Source organism: Micromonospora sp. CPCC 206171, from assembly GCF_036906755.1.
GTDB classification, from domain to species: domain Bacteria; phylum Actinomycetota; class Actinomycetes; order Mycobacteriales; family Micromonosporaceae; genus Micromonospora; species Micromonospora purpureochromogenes.
The window spans coordinates 493,329-511,748 of record NZ_JBAKHT010000001.1; the positions used below are offsets into that span (position 1 = coordinate 493,329).

Sequence of the window (18,420 nt, forward strand, 5' to 3'; positions counted from 1 at the left end):
CGGGCGTCCCACTCTTCGGCAACGGGTGCGAGGATGGCCGGCATGGGGAAGGTGTATCCGGAGATCGGCGGGCGGCTGCGGGAGTTCATCGAGGCGCAGCCGGTGTTCTTCGTGGCCTCCGCCCCGTCCGGGCCGGACGGGCACGTCAACGTCTCGCCCAAGGGGATGCGCGGCACCTTCGGAGTCGTCGACCCGCTGACCGTGGCCTGGCTGGACTACCACGGCAGCGGCGCGGAGACCCTGGCCCACCTGCGGGAGAACGGCCGGGTCACCGTCATGTTCTGCGCGTTCACCGGCCCGCCCAAGATCGTCCGGGTGCACGGCCGGGGCGCCGCCACCCCGCTCACCGACCCGGGCTTCCCGGCCCTGCTCGCCGGCTTCCCGGACCCGCCCGACCCGCACGCCGTCCGCAGCGTGGTCACGGTCGCCGTCGACCGGGTCAGCGACTCCTGCGGGTACGCGGTGCCGCTGATGGACTACCGCGGCGAACGCGACCTGTTGATCGAGTGGGGTTCCCGTCGCACGGACGAGGACCTGGCGGCCTACCGGAGCAGGAAGAACGCCGCCAGCATCGACGGCCTGCCGGTCTTCTGACCCGCCGCTGCGGCCGGACGGGCCTGCTCCGGGCGAGCGGTCCGCCGCCGGTGACGGCAGGATGAGATCCAGGTAACCAGCGTCCACCGGGACCGATGCGTTACGTTGCTGATCCGTCTGGGTAGGAGGCGGGGCACGGCCGGTGAACGCTGAGGCGTCGCGGGGCACGGCCGGAGCGGGAGGATTCATGAGCTCGGCCCAGGTGGGCGAGGGCGAGCGGAACTCGTCGGGTCGGTCCGGCGACGGCTCACTCCCTCCGCAGCTCGCCGAGGCGTTCGCGGCCGGTGGCGAGATGGGCTGGAGGCTGGCCGGGTACGACTGGTCCCGCACTCCCCTCGGCACCCCCGACACCTGGCCCGCGGCGCTGCGCCACGCGGTCAGCATGATGCTCGCCTCCCGCGCCCAGATCGCCATGTTCTGGGGGGCGGACCACCGGACCTTCTACAACGACGCCTACCTGCCCACCATCGGCACCAAGCACCCGGGCGTCATCGGCCAGCCGGCCCGCGAACACTGGACCGAGACCTGGGACGTGCTCGGCCCGGTGCTGGACGGCGTGCTGCGCACCGGCGAGCCGTACCACGGTGAGGACCACCCCTTCGTCATCGACCGGCAGGGCTTCGTCGAGGAGGTCTACTTCGACGTCTCGTACGACCCGATCCGGGCGGCCGACGGGCGGGTCACCGGCGTCTTCTGCTTCGTGAACGAGACCACCGGCCGAGTGCTCGGCGAGCGCCGGCTCCGGGCGCTGGCCGAGCTGGGCTCCCGGCTCGGCGAGGCGCGCACCGTGGCGGAGGTGGGCCGGGTCGCCGCCGAGGTGCTCGACGGATACCGCTCGGACATCCCCTTCGCCCGCCTCCGGCTCTACGACGACACCGGTCAGCTCGCGCTGGCCGGGTGCAGCGGCACCGGCCCGGGGAGCGTCCCGGCCGACGCGTCGCCCGCGCTGCTCCGGGTCGCCGAGGAGGGCGTCCCCGCCGAGATCGACGTGGCCGACCTGTTCGGCACGGTGCCGCCGGAGGCCGCCGACCGGGCCCTGGCGCTGCCGCTGACCGCCACCAACGAGCCCGCCGGGGTGCTGGTCGTCGGCGTCTCCCGGCGGCTGTTCCTCGGCGACGAGTACCGCAACTTCTTCGACCTGGTCGCCGCGCAGATCTCCCGGGCCGTCGGACAGCAACGGGCGTACGCCCAGGAGCGGGCCCGCGCCGCCGAGCTGGCCGCGCTCGACCGGGCCAAGACCAACTTCTTCGCCAACGTCAGCCACGAGTTCCGCACCCCGCTGACCCTGGTCCTCGGGCCGCTGGAGGAGATGCTCGCCGATCCGGCACTGCCCCCGGCGTACACCGACCGGCTGACGGTGATGCACCGCAACGCGCTGCGCCTGCTCAAGCTGGTCAACACGGTGCTCGACTTCTCCCGGCTGGAGTCCGGCCGGCTGGCCGCCCACTACCAGCCCACCGACCTGGCCGACTACACCTCCCGGCTGGTGAGCACCTTCCGCTCGGCCGCCGCGCGGGCCGGGCTGAGCCTGGTGGTCGACTGCCCACCGCTGCCCGGGCCGGTCTTCGTCGACCGGGACATGTGGGAGAAGATCGTCCTCAACCTGGTGTCGAACGCGCTGAAGTTCACCTTCGACGGCGAGATCCGGGTGCGGATCCGGGCGGTCGACGGCGTCGCCCGGCTGGAGGTCAGCGACACCGGCGTCGGCATCGTGCCCGAGGAGCTGCCGCACGTCTTCGAGCGGTTCCACCGGGTGCCCGGCGTGCGCTCGCGCACCCACGAGGGCACCGGGATCGGCCTGGCGCTGGTCCGCGAGCTGATCGAGATGCACGGCGGTCGGGTGGTGGCGAGCAGCCGGGTGGACCAGGGCAGCACGTTCACCGTGACGGTCCCGTTCGGCTCCGCGCACCTGCCCGCCGACCGGGTCGCCAGCGGCGCGCCCGCCCCGCTGGCCGAGCCGCAGCAGGCCCGGCTCTACGTCGCGGAGACCGCGATCTGGGGCGACGACGGCGACGTCGCGCACCCACCGGAGCCGGACGACCGGCCGGTGACCGCGGGCACCGGCCGGATTCTGCTCGCCGACGACAACGCCGACCTGCGCGAACACGTCACCCGACTGCTCAGCTCGTCGTACGAGGTGGTGGCGGTGCCCGACGGCATGGCAGCGCTCGAACAGACGACGGAGAGCTCCTTCGACCTGGTGCTGACCGACGTGATGATGCCCCGGCTGGACGGCTTCGGCCTGGTCACGGCGCTGCGGGCGAGCCCGCGGACCCGGCACGTGCCGATCGTGCTGCTCTCCGCCCGGGCCGGCTCCGCCGAGGCGGTCGCCGGGCTCGCCGTCGGCGCCGACGACTACCTGACCAAGCCCTTCTCCGGCCAGGAGCTGATCGCCCGGGTCCGGGCCAACGTCGAGCTGGGCCAGCTGCGCGGTGAGATCATCCGCCGGCTCCGGGCACTGGCCGACGCGGCGGTGGCGGTCAACACGACCCGGTCCACCGCCGAGGTGGTGCAGGTCGCCGCCCGGCACGCACTCAGCCTGGCCGAGGCGGCCCGAGTGCTCGTCACCACCGCCGGCGCCCGCCACGAGGTCGACGCCGGCGGGACCGTCCCGGCCGAGCCGTCACACGTGCTGCCGCTGACCGGCACCGCCGGCGCGCAACTCGGCGAGCTGCGGGTGTGGCACCGCGAGGGCGACGGCACCGAGCAGGCCGCGCTCACCGAACTGGCCCGCCTGGTCGGGGTACGCCTGGAGAACGCCCAGCTCTACGAGGCCGAGCACCGTATCGCCACCACCCTCCAGCACAGCCTGCTGCCCCGGACGCTGCCCCAGCTGCCCGGCGCGGTGGTGGCCAGCCGCTACCTGCCCGGCAGTGCCGACGTGGAGGTCGGCGGCGACTGGTACGACGTGATCGGAGTCGCCGACGACGAGGTCGTGCTGGTCATCGGCGACGTGGTCGGCAAGGGCGTCCAGGCCGCCGCCGCGATGGGCCAGCTGCGCAACGGGCTGCGGGCGTACCTGCTGGAGGGCTATGACCCGGGAGAGTCACTGACCCGGCTGAACCGGCTGGTCGGCTCCACGGAGCGCCAGTCGTTCGCCACCGTGGTGTGCCTCTGGTTCTCCCCCCGCACCGGCCGGCTGCGGTACGCCAGCGCCGGCCATCCGTCCCCCCTGCTGATCCGAGGAGACGACGTGGCGTTCCTGCACGAGGCGGCGCTCGGTCCGCCCATCGGCGCGATCGCCGGCACCACGTACCGCACCGTCGAGGGCGAACTGGCCCCCGGCGGCCGGCTGCTGCTCTACACCGACGGACTGGTCGAGGACCGGCAGGTGGGCATCGACGAGTCGTTGGCCCAGCTCCGCCGGGACGCCGCCGTCCGGGGCGAGCACGTCGCCGACCTCATCGACGCCGTGGTGGAGCGGGTCGCCGAGCGGACCCGGCACGACGACGTCGCGGTGCTGGCGCTGGAGGCCGTCGAGCTCAACCGGTTCGCGCTGCGGCTGCCGGCCGACCCGACCCGGCTCAGCGTGCTGCGCAAGCGGCTGGAGGACTTCCTGGTCGCCCACCGGGTCGGCGAGACCGACCTGTTCGACCTGACCGTGGCGGTCTCCGAGGCCGCCGCGAACGCGATCGAGCACCCGGTGGCGCCCACCGAGCCGACGATCAGTGTCGAGGTGACCATCGCCGACCGGACGGTGGTGGCGACGGTGCGCGACAGCGGCCAGTGGCGCGAGTCGACCGGGGCGGGCTTCCGCGGCCGGGGACTGGCGCTGATCCAGGCGCTGGGCGAGCTGACGGTCAGCCGGGGCGCGGACGGGACGGAAGTGCGACTGACCCGGCGGCTGCGGGACTGAGGCCGGCCCCCGGGCACCCGGTCAGTCCCGGCGCAGCCAGTCCTGCTCGCCGAGGCCGGAGATCTCCAGCACCCGGGCGACCTGCCGGGACGGCAGCACGGCCAGCCGGCCGGGAACGCGCTGGGCGAGCCGGACGACGGCGTGGATGGCGGCCGAGTCGAAGAAGGTCACGGCCCGCAGGTCCAGCGTGACCCGCGCGGCGGGCTCGCGCAGGGCGGCCTGGAGCATCGTGTCGGCGGTCGCCATGTCGACCTCGCCGGTCACCAGGACGTGGAGGTGGTCTCCGTCGAGTTCCGCGCTCACGGCGAAGACGGGAGGTGCTCCTCCTTGATCCACGCAGCCACAATGGCACAGCCGTATGCCCACGGCAACAACCCTCGCGGCCCGGCCGTGGCGGGGGTCACCGTGGGGCTCGGCGATAGGCTGTCGCCATGACCGTCCGTGCGCCGCTGACCCCAGGCACGCTCTCCCCGTGGCGAGCGGTTCCTGGCCACATCGTCCGTCCGGAGTACGTGGGCAAGAAGCGTCCGCAGGAGTGGCGTGGCTCGCACGTGCAGACCCCGGAGACCATCGAGAAGATGCGGGTCGCCGGTCGGCTCGCCGCGCAGGCGACCCAGCTCGCCGGCGAGCACTGCAAGCCGGGGGTGACCACCGACGAGATCGACCGGGTGGTGCACGAGTTCCTCGTCGACCACGGCGCCTACCCGTCGACCCTGGGCTACAAGGGCTTCCCGAAGTCCTGCTGCACCAGCCTCAACGAGGTGATCTGCCACGGCATCCCCGACTCGACCGTGCTCCAGGACGGCGACATCATCAACGTCGACGTCACGGCGTACCTCGACGGGGTGCACGGCGACACCGACGCGACGTTCTGCGTCGGTGAGGTCGGTGAGGAGGCCCGGCTGCTGGTCGAGCGCACCCACGAGGCGATGATGCGCGGGATCAAGGCGGTCAGGCCCGGCCGCCAGATCAACGTGATCGGCCGGGTCATCGAGTCGTACGCCAAGCGGTTCGGCTACGGCGTGGTACGGGACTTCACCGGTCACGGCATCGGCGAGGCCTTCCACAGCGGCCTCTACGTGCCGCACTACGACAGCCCGCGCCCGACCGACATCATGGAACCGGGGATGACGTTCACCGTCGAGCCGATGATCACCCTCGGCACCTACCAGTACGACATGTGGGACGACGGCTGGACGGTGGTCACCAAGGACCGCAGGTGGACGGCCCAGTTCGAGCACACCATCGTCGTCACCGACGACGGTTACGAGATCCTGACCCTGCCGTGACCGAGACCCCGGCGGCGTTGCGCGAGGCGCACCACGCGGACGTGTCCGGCGGCTGGCTGCGCCCGGCCGTCTTCGGCGCGATGGACGGACTGGTCACCAACATCGCCCTGATCGCGGGCGTCGGCGGCGGTGGCGTCTCCCCGCGCAGCATCGTGCTCACCGGCACCGCCGGCCTGGTCGCCGGCGCCATCTCGATGGGGCTGGGGGAGTACACCAGCGTCCGTTCGGCCAACGAGCAGGTCGCCGCCGAGGTGGCCAAGGAACGGCGCGAGCTGGAGCGGCACCCCGAGGCGGAGGCCCGCGAGCTGGCCGACGCGTGGGTCGCCCGGGGCCTGCCCCGCGACCTCGCCACCCAGGTCGCCGAGGCGGTCCGGCGCAACCCGGAGGAGGCGCTGCGGATGCACGTCCGGGAGGAACTGGGCGTCGACCCCGACGAGCAGCCCCGCCCCTGGTCGGCGGCGACCTCGTCGTTCCTCTGCTTCTCGGTCGGTGCGCTGGTGCCGCTGCTGACCTACCTGCTCGGTTTCACCAGTCTCTGGCTGGCGCTCGGCGTCGGCGCGGTGGGCCTCTTCGTGGCCGGGGCGATCGTCGCCCGGTTCACCAACCGCCCCTGGTGGACCAGCGGCCTGCGCCAACTCCTGCTCGGCACCGCCGCCGCCGCGGCCACCTACCTCGTCGGCGCCCTCATCGGCATCAACGGCCTCGCCTAACCCCCTCCCGGCGCGCGCCTCCCGGGCCCCCTCCCGGCGCGCACTTTCCGAGAAAGAGTGGCTGTTCCGCGTCGGATAGCCACTCTTTTCGTGAAAGAGGGCGCTCGAAAACACGGGCGGCGGGCGGGCGGGGTGGGTCAGGTGGTGAGGAGGTCGTCTACGGTGCCGTCGACGGGGCGGCCGCGGGCGGCCAGTTCGTCGGCCTGCCGGCGCAGCACCGCGCCCACCTCGGTCATGTCCGCGCCCGCCAGCCCGGTCCGCCGGACCGCGTCACCGGGATCACGGAAGTAGGTGCGGGTGAGCAGCCCGGTCACCGTGGCCGCGGCCAGCCGGGCCTCGCCGAGCATCAGCAGCGCCTGGTCGGTCTCGTACCACTCGGCGAGCCGGGCCGCCCGGGCGTGCGCCGCGCAGCCCCGGTACCAGGCCTGCCGGGCGGCGGTGCTGAACTCCGCCGGGCGGGCCCGGGCCAACCGGCCCAGGTGCTCGTCGCGCAGGGTGCGCAGCCAGCCGGTCGGGTCGTACAGGGCGGTGGTGGTGACGTACCGGTCGGCGGTCAACGGCCAGAGCGCGGTCAGCGCCCGGGCCTGCCGCAGGTAGTCCTCCGCGCCGGCCACGGTGAGGTCGACCAGCACGCCGTCCACCCGCCGGGTCGACGGCTCCGGGCCGGCCCCGGCCCGGTAGGTGGCCAGCAGCAGGCCGACCTCTCGGTCCCCGCCGCCGTCGTCGTCACCGTGCGCCAGCGGGCCGTGCACCGCCACCGCCAGGATGTCCGCCGGGAACCGCCGCCGGGCCGCCTCGGCCACCCGCTCGGCGACCCGCCACCGTGGATCGTCGAGGTGCTCCTCGGCGCCGATCTCGGTGCTGCTGACGCCCACCGGGTACCACCTCCGTCACGGTTCGCGCACCGTCGGTACACCGCACCCTAGTCAGCGCCGGCCGCCGCGCCGGGCCGCCGCGCCCGGGTCAGTCCGGCGCGTCGCCGACCGGTCCGCCGGTCGGCACCAGCCGGAAGATCCGGATCTCCCGGCCGCCGGCCCGCTCGACGTACGTCCGGTACGCCGGCCACTCGGTGACCAGCAGGCTCCAGAGCCGGTCCCGCTCGGCGCCGGTGGCCACCTCGGCGCGGACCGCGAACCGGCGCCCCTTCACGTCCACTTCGGCGTTCGGTTCGGCGAGCAGGTTCATCGCCCAGCCCGGCTGGTGCTGCTGCCCCCAGTTCGACCCGATCACCACGTACGCGTCGCCGTCCGGCACGTACAGCAGGGGGTTGCTGCGGGGCTGGCCGGAGCGGCGGCCGGTGGTGGTGATGACCAGCGAGGGGATCAGCCCGAGCGCGACCACCCGGCCGCGGGTGAGCCGCCCGACCACCCGGTCGGCGGGGACGAGCAGGCGCATGGTGGCGCCGAACCACGCGTGGTGACCGAGTCGGCGCGTGAGGGTTCCCAGGACGGACACGTCGCCAGTCTGCCGGGTCGGCGGGCCCGGGGACACCCCCGCTAGTCCAGCCGCCGCTCCACCGCCAGCCGGGACCGGGTGAACAGGCCCGCGCCGAGCATCGCCACCAGCGGCACCACCACCAGCACCCCGAGGGTCGGCCAGGGCACCACCACCGGGTACGGCGTCTGGATCGGCCAGGCCTCGGCGTACTGGCGGTTGATCGAGGTCAGGATGATCACCGCCGAGCCGAGGCCGGCCACGATGCCCAGCACCGAGCCGAGTCCGGCGATCACTCCGGCCTGGCAGAGGGAGAGCACCCGGCGTACCGCTGGACTGGCGCCGACGGCGGCGAGCGTGGTCAGGTCCCGGCGGCCCTCCGCGGCGGCGAGCCCGGTGGCCGTGCCGGCCGCGCCCAGGGTGATCACGCCGGCGCCGAGCGCCAGCAGGAGCAGCAGCGGTCGCTGGTCCGACGCCGGCGGCCCCGACTCCACCTCGACCAGCACCGGGATCAGCGAGCGCAGCTCGGCGGCGAGACGCCGCTGCTGGGCGGCGCTCGGCGTGCCGTCGGTCTGCACCGCGTAGCCGAGGTGTTCGGCGGCCAGGCCGAGCCTCGTCGCCGCCGGGGCGGAGAGCACCAGCCGGTCGACCGGCAGACCACCGCGCAGCACGTACCCGGGGGCGGCGACGGTGGTGCTCACCGGCGGACCGGGATTCTCGGACGCCCGGTCCGCCGTCACCGCCACCGTCCCGTCGACCACATAGCGCGGGTCGGTCACCACCACTCCGCCGGCCCGCAGCACGGCTGTCGCCCGCGCCACCTCGTCCGGCGGGGCGTCGGTGAGCGCCGGCAGGGCGGCCCCGTCGTCCACCAGCACCGGCAGGTACATCCCCTGGGGACTGGGCGTCGGCCGCCGGCAGCGCGGGTCCGCCAGGGCGCGCTGCCGAACGGCGGCCGACCGGAACACCTCCGCCTCGAACGGGCAGACCCGCTCGGGCGGCAGCATCGCGGTGACGTTGCAGTAGTCGTCGGGCTCGCGGGGTGGCGCGCAGATCGGCACGTCGACCGGGCCGACCGAGCCGGCGGGGAGCACGGCCCGCACCCGGTCGGCGACGGCGGGCACCGGCGGCAGGTCCGGCCCGTTCGCCGGGCCGGACCGCAGCAGCAGCACATGACCGGGCGGGACACCGGGCTGCCAGTCGGCGCGGGTGCGGGCGTCGTCGCTGGCGACGTAGCCGCCGAGGGCGACGCTGCCGGCGACCGCGGCCATCACCGCGGAGATGGCCGGGCCCGCCGAGGAGCGGTTGCGGCTGGCGTCGCGCAGCGCGATCCGCGGCGCCAGTGGCAGCGCCCGGCCGGCCCGGGCGAGCAGCCCGATCAGCGTGGGAGTGGCGAAGACCAACCCGAGCTCGCCGAGGGTCAGCCCGGCGAGGATCACCGTCGGTCCGCTGCGCTGCGCCCCGAACGCGGCGATCGCGGACCCGACGACGGTCAGCGCCGCGCCGAGCACGAGCCAGCGCCGGCGGTGCGGCGGAACGGTGCGGCGGCCGGCCAGGCCCGCCACCACGTCCTGCCGGGCCGCGGCCCAGGCCGGGGCGAGCGCGGCCAGCACCCCGGCCAGCACGGCCACCGCCGCGATCAGGGCCAGCGCCGCCGGGAAGACCCGGTAGCCGCCGCCGCGGGCACCGAAGAGGTACTGCTCGACCAGCGGCCGACCGGCGAACGCGGCGGCGATGCCGAGCGCGAGCCCGAGCGTCGCCCCGCCGGCGCCCAGCACCACCCCGTCGGCGAGCACGATCCGGCGCAGGTGGGTCGCATCGCCGCCGGCCACCGCCACCAGGGCGAGGTCCCGGCGTCGCCGGCGGACGCCGACCGCGAAGGCCGGCCCGACCATCAGCACGACCTCCAGCAGGCCGAGCCCGCCGACCAGCACCAGCGTGCCGGTCTCCTCGGCGTCGCCCGGGACCGGCGTACGGGTCAGGTCGGTCTCGACGACGGCCGCGCCGGGGACCGGCGTCCGCGCGCTGATCGTGATGCCGTGCGCGTTGAGCCGGTCGGTCAGCGTCGCGTCCACCGGTCCCGGCAGGTCGACCAGCCAGCTCTCCTCCGCCGCGCTCTCCGGCGGGGGCGCCGCCCCCGGGTGCAGCGCGACCACCTCGGTCAGGTCGTCGGGGAACTCCACCACGCCGACCACGGCGTAGCTCCGGGAGCCGTCGGCCAGGGTCACCCGCTCGCCCACCTCGGCTCCGAGGCGGCGCAACGCCCGGGCGCTGACCGCGATCTCGTCGGGGCCGGTGGGCGTCCGGCCGGCGCGCAGCCGGGCCGTCGACCGGGCGAGCGGGTCGGCCAGGTCGAGCGACCGGCCGTTGAAGGCCACGAGGTCGTCGTCGACGCGTACCTCGAACGGCACCCACCAGCGCACCCGGGCGACCCGGGTGCCGGCCGGCAGCAGCGCGACGACCTCCTCGGCGGTGACCCGGCTGCGCGACGGGTCGTCCCCGGTCGGGTAGGCGCTGTCTCCCCACGGGTCCTGCGTCACCGCGGTGTCGGCGATCCACCGCAGCTCGGCGTCGGCGGCGCCGAGCCGCTGCGCGGCGCGTTCGCCGCGGGTGAGCGCGGCCATGTCGTAGCTGACCGCGACGAAGGTCAGCGCCAGCACCGGCAGCGTGATCATCGCCAGCACCAGCGCGGTACGCCCGCGCGCCCGGCGCGCCTCCCGGCGGGCGATCCGCAGCGCGGCCCGCCACGACCCGACCGCCCCGGCGAGGCGCCCGGTGCCGCGCCGCACCGGCGACCGCCTCACCGGCCGCTGCCGGAGAGCAGTTGCTCGACGCCGCCCAGCGGCGCGGTCGAGTCGACCATCACCCCGTCGCGCAGGAAGACCACCCGGTCGGCCCAGCCGGCGTGCCGGGCCTCGTGGGTGACCAGCACGCCGGCCGCCCCCGCGTCGACCCGGCGGCGCAGCAGGGCCAGCACCGCCTCCCCGGTCTGCGAGTCCAGCGCCCCGGTCGGCTCGTCGGCCAGCACCAGCCGGCGCTCGCCGACCAGCGCCCGGGCGATCGCCACCCGCTGCTGCTGGCCGCCGGACATCTGGTCGGGGAAGCGCCCGCCGAGCCCGGTCAGTCCCACCTCGTCCAGCGCGGCCAGCGCCGCCCGGCGCGCCGGGCGGACGCCGACGCCGTCGAGTTCGAGGGGGAGCGCCACGTTCTCCGCCGCGGTGAGGCTGCCCAGCAGGTTGAGGTCCTGGAAGACGTACCCGATCCGGCGGCGGCGCAGCCGGGCCAGCTCGCGGCGGTCGAGCGCGCCCAGCGACTGGCCCTCGACCCGCACCTCACCGGCGGTGGGGCGGTCCAGTCCGCCGGCCAGGGTCAGCAGGGTCGACTTGCCGGAGCCGGAGGGACCCATCACGGCGACCAGCTCGCCCGGTTCGACGGTGAGGCTCACCCCGCGCAGCGCGTGCACGGCGGCGGCGCCCTCGCCGTGGGTGCGGTGCACCTCGCGCAGTTCGAGCACCGGGCCGCCGGCCGCGTTCACCGCACGCCCGCCCGCTCGTGGTCGCCGTCGCTCACCGGCGGGCCTCCTCGTCGGCGTGCCACACCGCCCCGGGCCGCCCGGCGGGGCTCGTGGGCGGGGCCGGGCGGTACCGGACCAGGCTCGTCTCGCAGTGGTCCAGCCAGCGGATCTCCGCCTCGGCCTGGAACACCATCGCGTCCAGCACCAGCCGCCAGGGCAGGTCCTCCGGCCGGTCGCTGGCGAACTTCAACCGGGTCAGCTCCTGCAGGGTGCGCATGGTCGCGCTGCGCTGGGTCTGCACCACCGAGCGGACGTCGACGCCGGGGGTGGTCAGCGCCAGGGCCAGCTTGATGGAGAGTTCGTCCCGGGGCCGGTCGGCGCGGCTGATCGGAGTGGCGAACCAGAGGGCCAGGTCCGCCCGCCCGGCGTCGGTGATCTCGTACGGCCGCTGCCCGCCCTCGTGCTCGGGCAGGGACCGGACCAGGCCGTCGCGCTCCAGCCGGTTGAGGGTGGTGTAGACCTGCCCGATGTTCAGCGGCCAGGTCGAGCCGGTCGACTCCTCGAACGCGGCGCGCAGCTGGTAGCCGTACATCTGGCCACGCTCGAGCAGGGCGAGCAGGCCGTGACGGATGGACATGGCAACGGAGTATGCATACCTGGTATGCGCTCCGCAACCGGAACGCGGGTCGGCACGCTCAGGTGGGCCGGCCGGGGAACGCCACGGTGACCGGCGACACGCCGGCGGTCCGCCGCCACCGGGTGGCGCGCACGGCGCAGTCGGTCAGCGCGTTCAACGCCCGGGTGCGGTCCGCGCCGGTGGTCACCGGCAGCGCCGCGCGCCAGAACGCCGCCGTGCGCTCCTCGATCTCCACCGCCAGCCGCAGCGCGGCGGCCCGGTCGGTGACGGGGAAGGGCAGCGCGTAGCCGGCCCGGTCCGCCGGAACCTGGCCGCCCCCGGCGCTGAGCTGGAGCACCAGCGCGTCACGCCGGGCCCGGTGCGCCGCCTCGGCCGCCCGGGCGTCGCGGCGGGCGGCGTCGGTCAGCCGTACCCCGATCGGGCCGTACGCGAAGATCGCCGCGTACTCGGCGGCCAGCGCGTCCGCCAGCGCCTGGGCCGGGTCGGTGGGTGCCTGTCCCCGGATCACTTCAGCACCTCCACGTGGGTGGCCCGGGCGGCGGCGATCGAGCCGAGCACGGCGGCCCGCTCCGCCGGGGCCGCCCCGCACGCCTTCGCGGCCGACTCCCGGCCACGCTTCTCCGCCGTCCGCAGCTCGGCGAGCAGTCCGTCCCGGTCGGTCGCCGGTCCGGTGGTGCCGGCGGCGGGGGAGCCGGCGGGCGCGGGGCGCCCGATCAGCCGCTGGATCTCCTCGGCGTGCGCGGCGTGCGCGTCGGCGATCGGGGTGAGCCGGTCGGCCAGCGCCGGATCGGCCGCGACGGCGGCCCGGTGCCGGGCGGCCAGCTCGCGTGACTCGGCGGCCAGCGGCTCCAGCGGATCGGGCGGCGGGGGCGGTTCGTTCCGGTCGAAAAGATCACAGCCAGTCAGCGGCAGGGTCGCGCCGCCCGCCGTCAGGAGTGCCCCCGCGCGCAGCACCGCCCGCCGGGTTTGCCCCGGTCCACCGCGCTGCGTAGTCGTTCTTCCCGTCGCCACCGGACAAGTCAACACCATCTCCGCCGTCAGGTGGGCGACCGGCGTCGGTGCGCCGCCCGGTCCGGCACCCGCCCGGCGCGTTACGCTCTGCGCAGCCACCGGCGGGTTCGCCCCGGTGGCGTGTGGGCATGCGGGCCACCGGGCCGCCGCACAACAGGAGAAGGGTGCGCCAGATGACGCAGCGTGGCCGTGCCACCAGGCCGACCGGCCCGACGGGGCGACCCCGTCGTACCGACGGCCCCCGGGGCGGGGACCGTGCGGGCGCACCCCGGGGCGGTGACCTCGCCGCCCGGCGCAACCGGCTGCGCGAGGTGATCGAGCCCGTCGTGCAGGGCGCCGGATACGACCTGGAGGACCTGTCGGTGTCCCGGGCCGGCCGGCGGCACGTCGTACGCGTGATCGTGGACGCCGACGGCGGGATCAACCTGGACGGCGTCGCGGACGTCTCCCGGGCGGTCTCGGCGGCGCTGGACGCGGCCGAGGAGGCCGGCGGCGACATCGTGGCGGGCGAGTACCAGCTGGAGGTCAGCTCCCCCGGCGTGGACCGGCCGCTGACCCTGCCCCGGCACTGGCGGCGCAACGTGGGCCGGCTGGTCAAGGTGACCACCCGGGCCGGCGCGGGCCTGCCCGGGCCGCGTGGCGAGCAGCCCGCCGGGGACCGTCAGGTCACCGGCCGGGTGGTGGCGGCCGACGACGAGCGCGTGGTGCTGGAGACCGACTCCGGCCGCGCCGAGCACCCGTACGCCGAGCTCGGCCCCGGCCGGGTGCAGGTCGAGTTCAGCCGCCTCGACGAGATCGACGAGGCCGGCGACGACACCGACGACACCGACGACATTGACGACATCGACGACGAAGATGATGTGGAGGACGAGGAGAGGTGAACATCGACCTCGCGGCGCTGCGCGCACTCGAGCGCGAGCGGGAGATCCCGTTCGACACGATCCTCGCGGCGATCGAGACCGCACTGCTGACCGCCTACCGGCACACCGACGGGGCCGAGCCGCACGCCCGGGTGGAGATCGACCGCAAGACCGGGGCCGCCCTGGTCTACGCCCAGGAGGTCGACTCCGACGGCACCGTGGTGCGGGAGTGGGACGACACCCCGCACGACTTCGGGCGGATCGCCGCCATGACCGCCAAGCAGGTGATCCTCCAGCGGCTGCGGGAGGCCACCGACGAGGTGCACTTCGGCGAGTACGTCGGCCGCGAGGGTGACCTGGTCACCGGCGTGGTGCAGGCGCACGAGGCGCGGGTCGAGAAGGGCATCGTCAGCGTCGACCTGGGCAAGCTGGAGGGCGTCCTGCCGCAGTCCGAGCAGGTGCCCGGCGAGCGCTACAACCACGGCGAGCGGATCCGCTGCGTCGTGGTGCACGTGGCCAAGGGGATGCGCGGCCCGCAGATCACCCTCTCCCGCTCGCACCCCGCGCTGGTCAAGAAGCTCTTCGCGCTGGAGGTGCCGGAGATCGCCGACGGCACGGTGGAGATCGGCGCGATCGCGCGTGAGGCAGGTCACCGTACGAAGATCGCGGTGCGCTCCACCACGCAGGGCGTGAACGCCAAGGGCGCCTGCATCGGCCCGATGGGCCAGCGGGTCCGCGCGGTGATGAGCGAGCTGCACGGTGAGAAGATCGACATCATCGACTGGTCGGACGACCCGGCGACCTTCGTCGGCAACGCCTTGTCGCCGGCCAAGGCGCTGCGCGTCGAGGTGGTCGACCTGGCCAGCCGGACGGCCCGGGTCACCGTGCCGGACTTCCAGCTCTCGCTGGCGATCGGGCGCGAGGGGCAGAATGCCCGGCTTGCCGCCCGACTGACCGGTTGGCGGATCGACATCCGGTCGGACGCGGAGCAGACCAGCCCGGCGGGACGGGGCGGAGCCGATCACGTGCCGGAGCCGGGCGGCGCGATCTCGAGCAGCTAGGGGTAGACTTCCTCCAGTGGTACGACGCGCGCAGCCGGAGCGCACCTGTGTGGGTTGCCGGAGACGTGCGCCGGCCAGCGAATTGCTGCGGATCGTCGCGGTCGGCGACGAGGCTGGTCACAGCCTCCGGCCCGATCCGGCTCGCAGGCTGCCGGGTCGGGGAGCGCACATGCACCCGGATCCGGCCTGCTTCGCGCAGGCGGTGCGGCGGCGCGCCTTCGGGCGTGCGCTGCGCATCACCGGGGTCCTCGACCACGGCGAGCTGGCGGAGTATGTCGATGCGCCAACCACTACGTCCGGTCAACCCGACCGGGCGAGGGTCGCTAGCAGGGTAGGACGACCGACATGAGCACACGATGAAGTCCCTGAAATGACCAGGCTTCAAGTGCACGAGTGAGGTTGTTGCGGGTACTGCCCGCACGACCTCGGAGTGAGGAGTGCAGTGGCAGGTAAGGCCCGCGTACACGAGCTGGCAAAAGAGCTCGGGGTCGAAAGCAAGACCGTTCTCGCCAAGCTGAAGGAAATGGGCGAGTTCGTGAAGTCCGCGTCCAGCACCGTCGAGGCGCCCGTCGCCCGACGGCTGCGTGGCGCATTCGTCGCGTCCGCCGGAGGTGCCTCGGCGCAGGCCGCCCCGCCGGCGGCCGCACCGACTCCGGCCTCGACCCCGACGCCGTCCCCGGCCCCGGGCGCCCCCCGGGTGTCGGCCAAGCCGATGCCGCCCCGGCGGCCGGCCGCGCCGACCCCTGGGCCGAAGCCCAAGGGCCCCGTTCCCGGTCCGCCGCAGCCGGCGGCCCCGGTCGCCAAGCCGGCGAGCGCCCACGACATCGAGGTGGCGGCCGCCGAGGCGCGTGCCGCCGCGCTGAAGGCTGAGCAGGAGGCCGCGGTCAAGGCCGCGCAGGCCGCCCGCCAGCAGCAGCGCGAGAACGTCCGACGGGAGCCCCCGACCGAGGGTGGTCCCCGTCCGGGTCCCCGCCCGGGTCCCAACGCCGTGCCCCCGCGTCCGGGTACCCCGGCCGCCGGTCGTCCCGGCGCGCCGACCCCGGGTCCGGGTGCCCGTCCGGGCGGTCGTCCGCCGGCGCGCGGCGCCGGTAACAACCCGTTCGGTATCCAGGGCGGCCAGCAGCGGCCGCCGGCCGGCGGTGCCGGTGGCCCCCGGCCCAGCCCGGCAGGCATGCCGCCGCGGCCGAGCCCGGCCTCCATGCCGCCGCGGCCCAGCCCGGCCTCCATGCCGAGCCAGCGTCCCACCACCGGTCGCCCCGGCGGCCCCGGTGGCGGTCGTGGCGGCCCCGGTGGCGGCGCAGGTCGTCCCGGCGGCGGCGCCGGCGGTGGCTTCCGCCCCGGTGGCGGTGGCGGCGGCGCCGGCGGTGGCTTCCGCGGCGGTCCCGGTGGCGGCGGCGGTGGCGGTGGCTTCCGTGGCGGTCCCGGTGGCGGCGGCGGTGCTCCGGGCGGCGGTTTCCGTCCGGGTGCCCCGGCCGGCGGCGGCGGTCGTCCCGGTGGCGGCGGTCGTGGCCGTGGCGGCGGTGCCGCGGGTGCCTTCGGGCGTCCGGGTGGCCGGCCGACCCGCGGTCGCAAGTCCAAGAAGCAGCGCAGACAGGAGTTCGACAACCTGTCGGCCCCGACCATGAGCTCGGGTGCCCCCCGGGGTCAGGGTCAGGTCGTCCGGCTCTCCCGTGGCGCCTCGCTGTCGGACTTCGCCGACAAGATCAACGCCAATCCGGGTTCGCTGGTCCAGGAGATGTTCAACCTGGGCGAGATGGTCACGGCGACCCAGTCCTGCTCTGACGAGACCCTGCTGCTGCTGGGTGAGCACCTCGGCTTCGACGTGCAGATCGTCAGCCCGGAGGACGAGGACCGCGAGCTGCTCGCGCAGTTCAACATCGACCTCGACGCCGAGGTCGCGGCGGAGCGACTTGTCAGCCGTGCGCCGGTGGTGACCGTCATGGGTCACGTCGACCACGGTAAGACCAAGCTGCTCGACGCGATCCGCAAGGCGAACGTCGTGGCCGGTGAGGCGGGTGGCATCACCCAGCACATCGGTGCCTACCAGGTCCACGTCCCGCACGAGGGCGAGGACCGGGCGGTGACCTTCATCGACACCCCGGGTCACGAGGCGTTCACCGCCATGCGTGCCCGTGGTGCCCAGGTGACGGACATCGTGGTGCTGGTGGTCGCGGCCGACGACGGCGTGATGCCGCAGACGATCGAGGCGTTGAACCACGCCAAGGCGGCCGAGGTGCCGATCGTGGTGGCGGTCAACAAGGTCGACAAGCCCGAGGCCAACCCGGACAAGGTCCGCCAGCAGCTGACCGAGTACGGGCTGGTCGCCGAGGAGTACGGCGGCGACACCATGTTCGTCAACGTGGCCGCCAAGCCGGGTATCGGCATCGACGACCTGCTCGAGGCGGTCCTGCTGACCGCCGACGCGTCGCTGGAGCTGACCGCTCCGATCGACGGGCCGGCGCAGGGTGTGGCCATCGAGGCGCACCTGGACAAGGGTCGCGGTGCGGTGGCGACGGTGCTGGTGCAGAAGGGCACCCTGCGGGCGGGCGACTCGATCGTCGCCGGCGGGGCGCACGGCCGGGTTCGGGCGATGCTCGACGAGAACGGCAACCAGGTCGCCGAGGCAGGGCCGGCCCGTCCGGTGCTCGTCCTCGGTCTGACCGCGGTGCCGGGCGCCGGCGACACCTTCCTCGCGGCGGCCGACGACCGTACGGTGCGGCAGATCGCCGAGCAGCGGCAGGCACGGCGGCGGGCGGCGTCCTTCGCCAACTCCCGCGGTCGGGCCACCCTCGAGACCCTCATGGAGCAGCTCAAGGAGGGCGAGAAGACCTCGCTCAACCTGGTGCTCAAGGGCGACGTCTCCGGTTCCGTGGAGGCGCTCGAGGACGCGCTGTTCAACCTCGACATCCCGGAGGAGGTCCAGCTCAGGATCATCCACCGGGGCGTGGGTGCGATCACCGAGAGCGACGTCATGCTCGCGAGCGCCTCGTCCGAGGCGGTCACGATCATCGGCTTCAACGTGCGGGCCGCCAACAAGGTCCGCGAGATCGCCGACCGCGAGGGCGTGGAGATCCGGTACTACACGGTCATCTACCAGGCCATCGAGGAGATCGACGCCGCGCTCAAGGGTCTGCTCAAGCCGGAGTACGAGGAGGTCGAGCTGGGCAGCGCGGAGATCCGCGACGTCTTCCGCTCGTCCAAGATCGGCAACATCTCCGGTTGTATCGTCCGGTCCGGCATCATCCGCCGCAACGCCAAGGCGCGGCTGCTGCGGGACGGGGCGGTCGTGGCGGACAACCTCACGATCAGCTCCCTCAAGCGGTTCAAGGACGACGCGACGGAGGTCCGCGAGGGCTTCGAGTGTGGTCTGACGCTGGGCGGTTTCAACAACGTCCAGGTCGGCGACATCATCGAGACCTTCGAGATGCGGGAGAAGCCGCGCGCCTGATCCGGT

The 18,420-nt window shown here is 74.6% G+C and carries 16 protein-coding genes; 8 read left to right on the forward strand and 8 right to left on the reverse strand.

Going from position 1 to position 18,420, the window contains the following annotated elements:
• Window positions 1–42 precede the first annotated feature (42 nt).
• Both V6U89_RS02220 and V6U89_RS02225 read left to right on the forward strand, forming a co-directional pair.
• A complete protein-coding gene (locus V6U89_RS02220; protein ID WP_334568877.1) occupies window positions 43–594 on the forward strand; it encodes a pyridoxamine 5'-phosphate oxidase family protein in 552 nt (183 codons plus the stop codon).
• A gap of 187 nt (window positions 595–781) precedes the next feature.
• On the forward strand, window positions 782–4,450 hold the full coding sequence (locus V6U89_RS02225; protein WP_334568878.1) for a SpoIIE family protein phosphatase: 3,669 nt from the start codon (window positions 782–784) through the stop codon (window positions 4,448–4,450).
• 21 nt (window positions 4,451–4,471) lie between these two features.
• On the opposite strand, the gene V6U89_RS02230 is transcribed toward V6U89_RS02225, so the two are convergent.
• On the reverse strand, window positions 4,472–4,786 hold the full coding sequence (locus V6U89_RS02230) for an STAS domain-containing protein (RefSeq protein ID WP_442933848.1): 315 nt from the start codon (window positions 4,784–4,786) through the stop codon (window positions 4,472–4,474).
• A 95-nt stretch (window positions 4,787–4,881) separates the two neighbouring features.
• Between V6U89_RS02230 and map the strand changes: the two genes are divergently transcribed.
• Window positions 4,882–5,739 (forward strand): type I methionyl aminopeptidase, encoded by an 858-nt coding sequence (gene map / locus V6U89_RS02235; protein WP_334568880.1) that lies wholly within the window; start codon window positions 4,882–4,884, stop codon window positions 5,737–5,739.
• A complete protein-coding gene (locus V6U89_RS02240; protein WP_334568881.1) occupies window positions 5,736–6,449 on the forward strand; it encodes a VIT1/CCC1 transporter family protein in 714 nt (237 codons plus the stop codon). Before map ends, V6U89_RS02240 begins: the two co-directional genes overlap by 4 nt.
• Window positions 6,450–6,586: 137 nt before the next feature.
• Here the strand turns inward: V6U89_RS02240 and V6U89_RS02245 are convergent, their stop codons facing one another.
• The 7 genes from V6U89_RS02245 to V6U89_RS02275 form a co-directional block, all read right to left on the reverse strand.
• Window positions 6,587–7,324, reverse strand: a complete 738-nt coding sequence (locus V6U89_RS02245) for a nucleotidyltransferase domain-containing protein (RefSeq protein ID WP_334568882.1) — start codon at window positions 7,322–7,324, stop codon at window positions 6,587–6,589.
• A gap of 88 nt (window positions 7,325–7,412) precedes the next feature.
• Window positions 7,413–7,904, reverse strand: a complete 492-nt coding sequence (locus tag V6U89_RS02250; protein ID WP_334568883.1) for a nitroreductase family deazaflavin-dependent oxidoreductase — start codon at window positions 7,902–7,904, stop codon at window positions 7,413–7,415.
• Between the two features lie 41 nt (window positions 7,905–7,945).
• Entirely contained in the window at window positions 7,946–10,687 is a 2,742-nt protein-coding gene (locus tag V6U89_RS02255) for an FtsX-like permease family protein (protein ID WP_334568884.1), read from the reverse strand.
• Window positions 10,684–11,418 (reverse strand): ABC transporter ATP-binding protein, encoded by a 735-nt coding sequence (locus V6U89_RS02260; RefSeq protein WP_334568885.1) that lies wholly within the window; start codon window positions 11,416–11,418, stop codon window positions 10,684–10,686. Before V6U89_RS02260 ends, V6U89_RS02255 begins: the two co-directional genes overlap by 4 nt.
• A gap of 31 nt (window positions 11,419–11,449) precedes the next feature.
• On the reverse strand, window positions 11,450–12,034 hold the full coding sequence (locus V6U89_RS02265) for a PadR family transcriptional regulator (RefSeq protein ID WP_334568886.1): 585 nt from the start codon (window positions 12,032–12,034) through the stop codon (window positions 11,450–11,452).
• Window positions 12,035–12,092: 58 nt separating this feature from the next.
• Window positions 12,093–12,542 (reverse strand): ferritin-like domain-containing protein, encoded by a 450-nt coding sequence (locus V6U89_RS02270; protein WP_334568887.1) that lies wholly within the window; start codon window positions 12,540–12,542, stop codon window positions 12,093–12,095.
• Window positions 12,539–12,988, reverse strand: a complete 450-nt coding sequence (locus tag V6U89_RS02275) for a hypothetical protein (RefSeq protein ID WP_334568888.1) — start codon at window positions 12,986–12,988, stop codon at window positions 12,539–12,541. Before V6U89_RS02275 ends, V6U89_RS02270 begins: the two co-directional genes overlap by 4 nt.
• A 230-nt stretch (window positions 12,989–13,218) precedes the next feature.
• On the opposite strand from V6U89_RS02275, the gene rimP reads away from it, so the two are divergent.
• From rimP to infB, 4 genes are all read left to right on the forward strand, one after another.
• A complete protein-coding gene (gene rimP, locus V6U89_RS02280) occupies window positions 13,219–13,926 on the forward strand; it encodes a ribosome maturation factor RimP (protein WP_334568889.1) in 708 nt (235 codons plus the stop codon).
• Window positions 13,923–14,966 carry a transcription termination factor NusA gene (nusA, locus tag V6U89_RS02285; RefSeq protein WP_334568890.1) on the forward strand — a complete coding sequence of 348 codons (1,044 nt, stop codon included), beginning with the start codon at window positions 13,923–13,925 and terminating at the stop codon, window positions 14,964–14,966. The genes rimP and nusA overlap by 4 nt, the downstream gene beginning before the upstream one ends.
• 16 nt (window positions 14,967–14,982) lie before the next feature.
• On the forward strand, window positions 14,983–15,315 hold the full coding sequence (locus tag V6U89_RS02290; protein WP_334568891.1) for a YlxR family protein: 333 nt from the start codon (window positions 14,983–14,985) through the stop codon (window positions 15,313–15,315).
• A gap of 93 nt (window positions 15,316–15,408) precedes the next feature.
• Entirely contained in the window at window positions 15,409–18,414 is a 3,006-nt protein-coding gene (gene infB, locus V6U89_RS02295; protein WP_334568892.1) for a translation initiation factor IF-2, read from the forward strand.
• Window positions 18,415–18,420: the final 6 nt, after the last annotated feature.

Bases quoted from the DNA above. Each gene is read 5' to 3' on its own strand.
- V6U89_RS02220 (WP_334568877.1), top strand. From the start codon at position 43: ATGGGGAAGGTGTATCCGGAGATCGGCGGGCGGCTGCGGGAGTTCATC.
- map (WP_334568880.1), top strand. From the start codon at position 4,882: ATGACCGTCCGTGCGCCGCTGACCCCAGGCACGCTCTCCCCGTGGCGA.
- V6U89_RS02225 (WP_334568878.1), top strand. From the start codon at position 782: ATGAGCTCGGCCCAGGTGGGCGAGGGCGAGCGGAACTCGTCGGGTCGG.
- V6U89_RS02265 (WP_334568886.1), bottom strand. From the start codon at position 12,034: ATGTCCATCCGTCACGGCCTGCTCGCCCTGCTCGAGCGTGGCCAGATG.
- rimP (WP_334568889.1), top strand. From the start codon at position 13,219: ATGACGCAGCGTGGCCGTGCCACCAGGCCGACCGGCCCGACGGGGCGA.